Raw genomic sequence first — 10,728 nt, 5'->3', positions numbered from 1 at the left:
TCGGTGGATATCATCAATAACCCTTACTCCTGCATCTTTGATGCCAAGCTTACCTCTATAGTAGGTGGGCTAGTGAAAGTTGTAGGCTGGTATGACAATGAATTTGGGTACTCTAACAGATTAGTTGACATTTTAGCTATATTAAGCACCAGATGATACGTTTTATACGTCCCGAGCAAACTTTACCTCTACGTTCCTTGGTACTCCGAAACGGACTGCCGGAGGAACAATGCCTTTTCGAACACGACCTCTTGCCTACCACCTTCCATCTCGGATACTTCGATGACAACAATCAGTTAGTATGTATTCTAACCTGCATGAAGGAGGACCACGGAAAGCTGCCAAAACCGGCATACAGACTCCGCGGTATGGCCACACATCCTGACCACCGAAGGAAAGGTTATGCTGCCGAATTGCTAAACGCAGCCATAGACCACCTGAAAAAACAACTGGACATAGACTATCTTTGGTTCAACGCCCGAACGGTCGCTTTTCCTTTTTATCGAATCGCTGGGATTCGAATACATGTCGGACGAATTCGATATCCCAGGTATAGGCCCTCATAGAGAAATGTTTAAATTATTATAAAAAGAGCAGGCATTTTCAACAAAAGCCTGCTCTTCTCACTTATTCTAATTTATAGGAATACATTCACTACATCTCTCCTTCTACCCCCAGACCAAACAATGCAAAATCATATTTCACCGGATCTTGGGCATCCAGCTGTAACAAGTTGTCCGTGAGCTCTACAGCGGTCTTCCATGTTACCTTATCCATGGTTATGAGATGAAATTTTCGTGCAACACGCTCCACATGAACATCACATGGACATATAAGCCGCGAAGGAGATATCCTTTTCCAAATACCGAAATCCACTCCCTGCTCGTCATGTCTGACCATCCAGCGCAAAAACATGTTCAATCGCTTGCAGGTAGATTTCTGTGCTGGAGAACTGATATGTTTCTTGGTACGCAAAGGATAATCCGGCAAGGAGAAAAAGTAATTTTTAAATTCGTTCAAAGCCTTTTCAATTGAAATAGCGTCTGGCGCCACATCTTCCTGACCTATGAGAAAAGCAATCTTCCAATGACTCAAAACGACTATAATGATAACGAAAGAAAGAAACGAAATATAGCAAGTCTGTATCATTGAACGTACGATGTTTGAACCCTAAAAGCCTCTTAAGATCTTCTTCTCTGTGGGTAAGAATAAATTCATAAGGTTGCCCTTCCATACGCTCCACAAGCTCTCTACACTTATTGATAATGGTCTTGCGCTGTCCCCAAGCCAACACCGCGGCAAAAAAACCCATAATCTCTATATCCTGCTTTCTCTCAAACAGATGAGGAATACAAACCGGATCATGGTCTATAAAGCCTGGACGATTGTACTGGAGGACCTTCTTATCCAAAAACTCTTTGAGGTTAAAATCCAACATGACACTAAAAATTTAAAGGAAGACGGAAAGATATAACTGTAATTCAAATCACGTACTATAGCAGAACCATCGACTATCTTCTGAAAAGATGGGTCCGCCACCAAAGAAGAAGGCAAAGCAAATCCATATTTTTTCGCTGAAGCCAGGATGACTTCCTTTTTCTTCGGATGTTCGGGGGCCACGATATTGTAAAGGGTAGATTTCAACTCGCTCTCAAAACCTGATAAAATAAGCCTGACCACGTCATCCACGTGTACAAAGTTGGCCGGTTGCTCTCCCGTCGTACATATCTTGTGCTGAAAGTATTTGGCAAAAATGCGCTCTTTGCCAAACAGCCCTCCCAACCTATAAATCACTGTATTGTTTAAGGATACAAACTGCTCCGCGCCAAGTAAACGCAAGTTTAATTTTTCGGAATAGGATTCCTCAAAAACGCCATCCTCATCCGGATAAATACCTACCGAACTCAGAAAAATCTGCTTGCGAAATGAAATAGCCTCCAAAAACTTCCTTACTCTTCGAAATCGGGCAAACACCTTTTCTTCCGAACTTCTGGAACTCGCGGGAATACTATTTAATACGAAATCAAATTTTGCCGGAAAATGAGGAATTCTTTCCTCTTGGTCGAAGTCGACCACAGCAGTGTTCCACCCCATAGCGGCAAGACGCTGTCTCTTCTCTTCGGAAGTGCATGTCACATAAACATCCACCCCGTCTTTCTTATAGCTTTTGGCAACCTCTTCTCCTACCCATCCGCAACCTAATATCAGAATTTTCATATGACGAAGTTAAACAAAAAGAGCAAAGAAAAATTCTTTGCTCTTCCCAATATCGTAAAGATATATTTATTAATAAGCTTTGGCGAATAACACACGACCTTTCGAAGGCTTGCCAGTGAAAATACATACTCCCTCTTCCTCTTGGAAGTCTAAAGGAATACATCGGGTGGTAGCTTTGGTTTCTTCTTTTACACGTTTTTCCGTTTCTACTGTACCATCCCAATGACAAGAGATAAAGCCCCCTTTGGTTTCCAACACTTCCTTAAACTCTTCGTAAGAGTTTACTTCTGTGATATGCTCATCACGGAACTTAAGAGCCTTTTGGTAAATCGTTTCTTGGATTTCCTGAAGAAGAGCCACGATTCGTGTGCTCAGACCTTCCTGCGACACCGTTTCCTTGGTTTGCGTGTCACGACGTGCTAGTTCTACCGTACCATTCTGCATATCGCGAGCACCGATAGCCACACGCAGAGGCACCCCTTTAAGCTCCCATTCGGCAAACTTAAATCCAGGACGTTGTGTATCACGGTCATCATACTTAACCGAAATATCGTTGGCCTTCAGTTCTGCCGACAACTTTTCTACATAAGCGTCAATATTAGCCTTCTCTTCGTCAGTTTTGTAAATAGGCACAATAACCACTTGTATTGGAGCCAGACGTGGAGGCAATACCAACCCTTTGTCGTCCGAATGCGCCATAATCAAAGCTCCCATCAGACGCGTAGAAACACCCCATGAGGTTGCCCATACATACTCTTGTTTGCCTTCTTTAGAAGTGAATTTTACGTCGAAAGCTTTGGCAAAATTTTGCCCCAAGAAGTGGGATGTTCCGGCCTGTAAGGCTTTACCGTCCTGCATCAATGCCTCGATAGTGAACGTTTCCAACGCTCCGGCAAAACGTTCGTTTTCAGTCTTGCGACCACGGATAACAGGTACTGCCAATGTTTTTTCGGCAAACTCGGCATATACTTCCAACATCTGTTTGGCTTCAGCTATAGCTTCTTCCGCGGTAGCATGTGCTGTATGTCCCTCCTGCCATAGAAACTCGGCTGTACGCAAGAATAGTCGCGTACGCATCTCCCAACGCACCACATTGGCCCATTGGTTCACTAGAATAGGAAGGTCACGGTAGGACTCTATCCACCCTTTATAGGTATTCCAGATGATAGTCTCTGATGTTGGGCGCACGATAAGTTCTTCTTCCAGCTTGGCATCTTCATCCACCACGATATTACCGGTGCCGTCATTCTTAAGACGGTAGTGTGTCACCACAGCACACTCTGTAGCAAAACCTTCTACGTGGGAAGCCTCTTTAGAAAAAAAGGATTTAGGAATAAATAAAGGAAAATAAGCATTGCTATGTCCCGTCTCCTTAAAACGCTTATCCAAGATGGACTGCATTCTCTCCCAAATAGCGTATCCATAAGGCTTGATGACCATACATCCCCGTACAGCTGAATATTCTGCCAAATCAGCCTTAATTACCAAGTCGTTGTACCACTGTGAGTAATCCTCACTTCTGCTTGTTATTCCTTTACTCATTTCCTTATTTGCTTATTTAAATGACTGTATTTCAGAAAAAAGGTCACTATGCAACCAAAAAAAGTGCGGTAGTGAAAAAAATATTTATATTTTTGAACGAGGATTAAACCTTTTCAAAAATCCGCGTCTAAGTTAATAAAAAGACATTGGATTATCCATACACATAGCCATAAAGTGTCATGAAAACGAAGAGAACCATAATAAGTTGTTTAGCGATAACAGCAGCCTTGGCAATCAGCTCTTGTTCTACAAGCAGACAGATTGCCTATAAGGATGACGTGTATAATAACCGTCAAGCTAATGCTGAACGTCCAACAGTATACCAAAGTCCGGATTATTATTATTCGGATGAGGAATACAATAACCAAAATAACAGTAGCTATTACGCTGACGAATATTCTGACGAAGAGTATGAGGACGGATATGAAGAGCTGGAATACGCTAACCGTATCAACAGATTTTACTATGCCGCTCCTGGTTTTACTTATTTCGACCCCTTTTTTGATCCTTGGTTTGGATATCCGGGCTATGGATTAGGATGGTATTCATGGAATTCCTGGAGATGGAATGCGGGATGGTATGGCTTCGGATGGTCTTATCCTTACTATTCGTTCTATTGGAATTGGGGATACCCTTACTATTATGGTTCTTACTGGGGATATAACTCCTACTATAACTATTGGGGACATCCGTATTATGGCTATGGTTACGGACCTGGATATAGCCATGTAGTAACAAGACCTACCTACCATTCTACACGATCGCTCAACAGAGGAAATTACGACACTCGTTTGACTGTCAACAACCGTCGTGGCACAACGTCCTCTAATCGTGCTACCGTATCACGCAGTGTGAATAGAGATCAAAACGGTCGTATCGTCACTACCTCACGCTCTACACGCCGTAACGAGGGTACTGTAAACAGAAGCGTATCGTCCAGAAGTTCAGAAGGTCGTTCGACGACTTCCAGAACAGTATCGGATAGAAGTACGACTACACCAAGAAGTACCACTTCGGACAGAAGCAGTTCAAACAGATCTACGACGTCAGGTAGCTCAAGAAGCACTACGCCAGACAGAAGTGTAAGACCTACGACACCTCCAAGCCGTTCAAGCAATGGCTCGGATAGCAGACCTACCTACACCCCTACATCACGCTCTACAGGAGGTTCGTCTAGCTCTACCTCTTCTAGTTCCGGAAGAAGCTCCTCAAGCTCTTCTTCATCGGGCTCTTCGTCTAGATCGACAAGAAGATAATAATCTACTATATGATAAAGACAGCCAGATCTATTGCATCTGGCTGTTAAATACTTCATTATATCTACGTAAAAAAAATATGAACATCAAAAACGTTGTTTTGCTAGCCTTATCTTTAGGGGCCGGTTATCAGACCTCTTGGGCACAATCAGTAGACGATGCTTTTACCTTTTCTCGAGATGACAACTCGGGTTCAGCACGTTTTAAAGCGTTAGGAAATGCCCAGACCGCACTTGGTGGAGACATTTCTTCCATCAACGGTAACCCGGCAGGTCTTGGCTTCTTTTCGCGGTCGGATGCTAGTATCACATTCGATTATATGCACAACAGTAACGGAACAAGCTTCCTAGGCTCTAATTCAACCAGTAAAAAGGGTCATTTCGGCATCTCCCAGGCTGGGGTCGTCCTCGCACTACCTACCATTAATCAAATCAAGAACTATAGAGGCTGGCAAAGCTTTGGTTTCGGCATTAGCTATAACAGAAAGCAAAATTTCAACAATACGTTACAATACTCCGGGGTAAACAATGAATCTTCCTATGTGAATAGTCTTACGGACCTAATGGAAGACGACGCCACCTTCCGTTCAGACTTTAAAAATTCTAATCTGGTAGAACTTTTTGCAAATCCAGAAAATAGGTATTTCCCTCTTGCGGTGGAAAAAGACAATAAAGTTCAATACAATGATCTTTTCACAAAAGGAGCACACAGCAATATAGCTATTAGTTTAGGAGCCAATTACAACAATAATCTGTATATAGGAGCGAGTATTCGTACTTCCTTCTTTCAATACGATAAAACGAAAGTTTTCGAAGAATACGGATGGACTAAACGTGCTAATGAAGTAGCCCAAGACAATCCGGACTCACCATTTGCAGATCCTAATTCGAACACTTACAAACGTTTTGGTGACAAGAATTATGAGCTATACGACGAGTATTGGCAAAACACAGAAGGCAAAGGTATAGATTTCAAATTAGGCTTAATCTATAAACCTACCGCGGACATCAATTTAGGTTTGACAGTTACAACACCTACTTGGCTTACCATTAATGAGTCAACTGAAGCTTTTACTGATGTGGATTTTTACGAAGATGCCACCTCTTCCACACCTTTAAGTTCTTATGAATCCAACCTGTATTCAAGCCAAAGCGAATATTACATGAATACTCCGTGGAAATTTTCTGTGGGAGCTACCAAATTTCACAGCAGAGGCCTTTTGACTGCAGAAATAGAATACGTGGCATATAATACCACCACTTATTCTGTAAAATATGGAGCGGATGTGTATGGAGAAATTAATAATGGCATTAAAGAATCGTTGAAAGGTACTTGGAATCTTAGACTCGGAGGAGAATATCTATTTAATAATATTCTTAGTGGCCGCGCCGGATTCAACTACTTCGGCAACGCATTCAAAGGCTCCGAAGAGACCAACCTTAATGCAAGCTTGGGACTAGGAATTAAGTTGAGTAATTCGGCTTATCTGGATTTCGCAGTGGTTCACAACTATAATTCTTATAGTGTGGCTCCTTATACTTTAAGTAATTTCTGGATAGACAGAGGAATTTATGAGCCTATCGCCAACTTAAAGCACAATAAAACAAACGCTTTAATTACCATAGGAACAAAATTCTAATATCCATAAAGATATAAACACAAAAAGCGAAGGAAATTCCTTCGCTTTTTGTGTTTATGAAGTGCCGCATTATCCTTTTCCACAAATGATAGTCTGAATCCCTAAAGAATCAAATCGGTCCAAATAAGGCTTCGGTATGTCGTCGCTGATGATGACATCTATCTGCGAATAATCCGTTATCTTTCCGAAACTTTTACGCCCAAATTTACTAGAGTCAGCAAGGACAATAACTTGATGGGCTACAGAAATCATCTTTTGGTTGAGTAGGGCTTCCTGAGCGCTGGTGGTCGATATACCATATTCCAAATCGATACCGTCTACACCAAGAAACAGCTTGGAGCAGTAAAACTGGTCCAGAATCTGCATCGCATAAAGTCCCGTCACCGAAGAAGAAGTGTGTCGTACAGAGCCCCCGAGCTGTATCACTTCCACATTGGCATGCTTAAGCAATTCAAAAGTCACATTCAATGCCGACGTCACGACGGTAAGATGGCCCTGCGGCACTATTTCCCTAGCCAAGAACTGCGTGGTAGTTCCCGACCCTATGATGATTGAATCGTTTGCAGTTACAAATTTGGATGCCGCCCTGGCTATAGCCTGCTTCTCTTTCTCATGGATTTTCTTCTTTCTCTATTACCGGCCTATCGGTCTGATAGGGATTTTGCTTGGTGACTCCACCGTGTGTGCGGTACACCAGACCTGAGTCTTCCAAAAACTGCAAATCCTTACGGATTGTTACAGAAGAAACTCCCAAGATATCGCACAGTTCCACTACGGAAACATGGCCTTTTTTGTTTACTAACCTTATAATATGCTGGTGACGTTCGACATTATTCATATAGTCTAATATAATATAAAATAGACTAGCAAACCAAAATAAAAAATATTATCTTCATTTTCTTTCGTTTATTTTCATTTTTTTCTAATTTTACTTTAAAATCGAAAGACAATACAATCATTTTGCTATGAAATTTACCAGAAACGATTCTTTATCTACAATTGAAAACACCAAAGAATGGGATATAGCGATTATAGGTGGTGGGGCTACAGGCTTAGGTATAGCCGTAGACGCTGCCTCGCGTGGATATAAAACACTACTTATTGAAAAACACGATTTTGCGAAAGGAACATCAAGTAAGAGTACAAAGCTAGTACACGGTGGGGTCCGCTATTTGGCTAATGGAGACGTGAAATTAGTGATTTCAGCGTTGAAAGAACGTGGTTTGATATTCAAAAATGCGCCTCACGTCTCATTTGTACAAGGTTTTGTCATTCCATCATATAATATATTCAGCAAATATAAATTCCTTATAGGTCTGAAACTTTATGATTGGTTGGCCGGAAGACTTCGTATTGGGAAATCAACTTTATTAAGCAAAAAAGAAGTAATTAATAAGCTTCCGAAAGTAAACCAAAAGAATCTGATCGGTGGTATTCAATATTTTGATGGTCAGTTTGACGATGCTCGCTTGGCATTAAACTTGGGCCAAACAGCGTGTGAACATGGCGCTACCATATTAAACTATGCTGAAGTTACAGGCATACTCAAAAACGGAGAAGGTAAAGTGGAAGGCATCGAATTCGTTGACAGAGATACAAACAAAAAATATACTGTAAAAGCAAAAGCTGTCATCAACGCGACAGGTATTTTCGTGGATGATATCTTAAAGCTGGACACTGCTACACATAAAAACTTGGTTCGACCTTCACAAGGTACACACATCGTAATTGATAAAAAATTCTTGGGTAAGGAAGATGCACTGATGATTCCCGAAACCAGCGATGGCCGCGTATTGTTCGGTGTGCCATGGCATGACAAAGTATTGTTGGGAACTACCGACACTCCGCTGAATGAACACAAAATAGAACCAAGACCTCTGGAAGAAGAAATTGAATTTATCCTTAATACAGCTGCTGACTATTTGGAAAACCCTCCTACACGTAAGGATGTGTTAAGTGTATTTGCGGGTTTAAGACCTTTGGCCGCACCTAAGGATAACGATGGTAACAGCACAAAAGAGATCTCTCGCGACCACAAACTAATAAAGAGCGACTCAGATCTTATCACCATCACCGGAGGTAAGTGGACAACATACCGCAAGATGGCCGAAGAAACAGTAGACATGGCTATTGCTGTAGGAAAATTAATTCCTAAAGATTGTAAGACAACCCACCTGCCTATTCACGGCTATTCTACAGAAAAGAGAGCAGGACACTGGCAGGTATACGGCAGCGATGCAGAAAAGATCCAAGCATTGGTAAAAGAAAATCCAAGCTTAGGCAACAAATTACATCCGGACTTTGAATTTATTGAGGCAGAAGTAATATGGTCTTGCCGCAACGAAATGATCTACAATGTGGAAGACTTCTTGGCTAGACGGGTGCGCTTCTTACTGTTAGATGCTAAGGCATCATTGCAGGCTGCACCACGTGTGGCACAGCTTATGGCTCAAGAGTTGGGCAAAGATCAGGCTTGGATTGATGCACAGCTTGAAAGCTATAAAAATCTAGTAGCAAATTACACGCTCTAGTGTTCAATTACATTAAAGATAACCAATAAACTAAATTACGATATGAAGAAAGAATTTATTCTTTCCTTAGATCAAGGTACCACAAGCTCCCGAGCTATACTCTTCAATCATAGGGGAGAAATTGTAGAGATAGCGCAGAAGGAGTTCACTCAGATTTATCCTAAATCGGGGTGGGTAGAACATGATCCGCAAGAGATATGGTCCACGCAGCTAGCAGTGATGACCGAAGTTATAGCGAAAGCTAACGTCAAGCTTGAAGCTATCAAAGGAATAGGTATCACCAATCAACGTGAGACCACTATTGTATGGAACCGTAAAACCGGAAAGCCGATATACAATGCTATAGTTTGGCAGGACCGACGTACCGCAGACTACTGTAAAGTTATAGCAGATCGAGGCCTTGATAAACTTATTCAGGAAAAGACCGGATTGCTGATAGACTCTTATTTCTCGGCATCCAAAATCCATTGGATACTGAATAATGTGGAAGGGGCCAAAGCAATGGCTGACCGAGGAGAACTGGCATTCGGTACCGTAGATTCATGGTTGGTATACAACCTTACCAAGGGAGAAAAGCATGTCACTGACGTGACCAACGCCTCTCGCTCCCTCCTACTCAATATCCACACATTGGAATGGGATGACGAGTTGCTGGAACTTTTTGAAGTTCCAAAATCTATGCTGCCACAAGTGTGTAGCAGTTCCGAACTTTACGGGCATACCTCATTAGAAATAGGAAACGTCAACATACCTATTGCAGGCATTGCCGGAGACCAGCAGGCCGCCTTATTCGGACAGCTTTGTACCGAACAAGGCATGGCGAAAAACACATATGGTACCGGCTGCTTCATGTTGATGAACGTAGGAAATAGGCCGGTCATCTCGAAAAACAAGCTGGTAACTACCGTCGCCTGGAAAATAGGAGATCAGGTAAACTATGCTTTGGAGGGAAGTATCTTCATTGGTGGTGCTGTAGTACAATGGCTTAGAGATGAACTGGGAATAATTAAAACATCTGCTGAAGTAGAAAAGCTGGCAACAAGTGTATCGGACACCAACGGTGTGTACCTTGTGCCGGCTTTTTCAGGTTTAGGTGCTCCGCATTGGAATGCTAATGCCAGAGGCATCATCGTAGGGCTATCGCGAGGTTCCAACGATGCTCATATCGCTCGTGCGGCTCTGGAAAGCATTGCTTATCAGACCTATGACATCCTCAAAGCCATGGAAAATGATGCCGGAAGTAAGATTCAGGAATTGCGGGTCGACGGAGGTGCTACCAACAACAACTTCCTCATGCAATATCAAACTGATATTGTCCAGACAAAAGTTATACGTCCTGCCGTGACAGAAACTACAGCTATGGGAGCAGCCTTTTTGGCCGGCTTGGCAGTAGGCTTTTGGAAGGATATCGAGGAATTGAAAACTTTATGGAAAGAGGACAAAGTTTTTGATTTCCGCAAAGACGAAGGACAATATGCTGCTGCATTGAAAGAATGGAAACGAGCGACCGAGACTGTAAAGTTTTGGGCTAATTACAAGTAAT

The 10,728-nt window shown here is 42.2% G+C and carries 8 protein-coding genes and 2 pseudogenes; 5 read left to right on the top strand and 5 right to left on the bottom strand.

Annotated features, from left to right (window positions below; translation table 11 throughout):
* Positions 1-156: pseudogene (locus SD31_RS18085) on the top strand (type I glyceraldehyde-3-phosphate dehydrogenase); the annotation flags it as partial.
* Positions 153-566 (top strand): GNAT family N-acetyltransferase, encoded by a 414-nt coding sequence (locus tag SD31_RS02120; protein ID WP_052258555.1) that lies wholly within the window; start codon positions 153-155, stop codon positions 564-566. The pseudogene SD31_RS18085 and the gene SD31_RS02120, both read left to right, overlap by 4 nt.
* 88 nt (positions 567-654) lie before the next feature.
* Here SD31_RS02120 and SD31_RS21110 read toward each other — a convergent pair.
* The 3 genes and pseudogenes from SD31_RS21110 to proS all read right to left on the bottom strand — a co-directional run bounded on the left by SD31_RS21110 (position 655) and on the right by proS (position 3,759).
* Positions 655-1,438, bottom strand: a pseudogene (locus SD31_RS21110) (TIGR02757 family protein).
* Positions 1,369-2,217: an NAD-dependent epimerase/dehydratase family protein gene (locus SD31_RS02110; protein WP_197053484.1), complete on the bottom strand. Its 849-nt coding sequence runs from the start codon at positions 2,215-2,217 to the stop codon at positions 1,369-1,371. Before SD31_RS02110 ends, SD31_RS21110 begins: the two are co-directional and overlap by 70 nt.
* Positions 2,218-2,286: 69 nt before the next feature.
* Positions 2,287-3,759, bottom strand: coding sequence for a proline--tRNA ligase (gene proS / locus SD31_RS02105; protein WP_039052924.1), 1,473 nt, complete (start codon positions 3,757-3,759; stop codon positions 2,287-2,289).
* 179 nt (positions 3,760-3,938) lie between these two features.
* Between proS and SD31_RS21105 the strand changes: the two genes are divergently transcribed.
* Entirely contained in the window at positions 3,939-5,015 is a 1,077-nt protein-coding gene (locus SD31_RS21105; RefSeq protein ID WP_039052923.1) for a hypothetical protein, read from the top strand.
* 1,708 nt (positions 5,016-6,723) lie between these two features.
* Here the strand turns inward: SD31_RS21105 and SD31_RS02090 are convergent.
* Both SD31_RS02090 and SD31_RS18080 read right to left on the bottom strand, forming a co-directional pair.
* Positions 6,724-7,248, bottom strand: coding sequence for a DeoR/GlpR family DNA-binding transcription regulator (locus SD31_RS02090; RefSeq protein WP_231561071.1), 525 nt, complete (start codon positions 7,246-7,248; stop codon positions 6,724-6,726).
* 16 nt (positions 7,249-7,264) lie between these two features.
* Complete coding sequence (locus SD31_RS18080; protein ID WP_231561069.1) at positions 7,265-7,492, bottom strand: DeoR family transcriptional regulator; 228 nt, start codon at positions 7,490-7,492, stop codon at positions 7,265-7,267.
* A gap of 127 nt (positions 7,493-7,619) precedes the next feature.
* Between SD31_RS18080 and SD31_RS02085 the strand changes: the two genes are divergently transcribed.
* Positions 7,620-9,185, top strand: coding sequence for a glycerol-3-phosphate dehydrogenase/oxidase (locus tag SD31_RS02085; protein ID WP_039052921.1), 1,566 nt, complete (start codon positions 7,620-7,622; stop codon positions 9,183-9,185).
* Positions 9,186-9,227: 42 nt separating this feature from the next.
* Complete coding sequence (gene glpK / locus SD31_RS02080; RefSeq protein ID WP_039052920.1) at positions 9,228-10,727, top strand: glycerol kinase GlpK; 1,500 nt, start codon at positions 9,228-9,230, stop codon at positions 10,725-10,727.
* Position 10,728 lies beyond the last annotated feature (1 nt).

Source organism: Sphingobacterium sp. T2 (assembly GCF_000814685.1).
GTDB classification, from domain to species: domain Bacteria; phylum Bacteroidota; class Bacteroidia; order Sphingobacteriales; family Sphingobacteriaceae; genus Sphingobacterium; species Sphingobacterium thermophilum.
Note: the sequence above shows the minus strand (reverse complement) of the source record. Positions and strands in the feature narration are given on the sequence as shown.

Excerpts from the sequence above, each read along its gene's own strand:
- SD31_RS02120 (WP_052258555.1), top strand. The coding sequence starts at position 153 with ATGATACGTTTTATACGTCCCGAGCAAACTTTACCTCTACGTTCCTTG.
- SD31_RS02110 (WP_197053484.1), bottom strand. The coding sequence starts at position 2,217 with ATGAAAATTCTGATATTAGGTTGCGGATGGGTAGGAGAAGAGGTTGCC.
- proS (WP_039052924.1), bottom strand. The coding sequence starts at position 3,759 with ATGAGTAAAGGAATAACAAGCAGAAGTGAGGATTACTCACAGTGGTAC.
- SD31_RS21105 (WP_039052923.1), top strand. The coding sequence starts at position 3,939 with ATGAAAACGAAGAGAACCATAATAAGTTGTTTAGCGATAACAGCAGCC.
- SD31_RS18080 (WP_231561069.1), bottom strand. The coding sequence starts at position 7,492 with ATGAATAATGTCGAACGTCACCAGCATATTATAAGGTTAGTAAACAAA.
- SD31_RS02085 (WP_039052921.1), top strand. The coding sequence starts at position 7,620 with ATGAAATTTACCAGAAACGATTCTTTATCTACAATTGAAAACACCAAA.
- glpK (WP_039052920.1), top strand. The coding sequence starts at position 9,228 with ATGAAGAAAGAATTTATTCTTTCCTTAGATCAAGGTACCACAAGCTCC.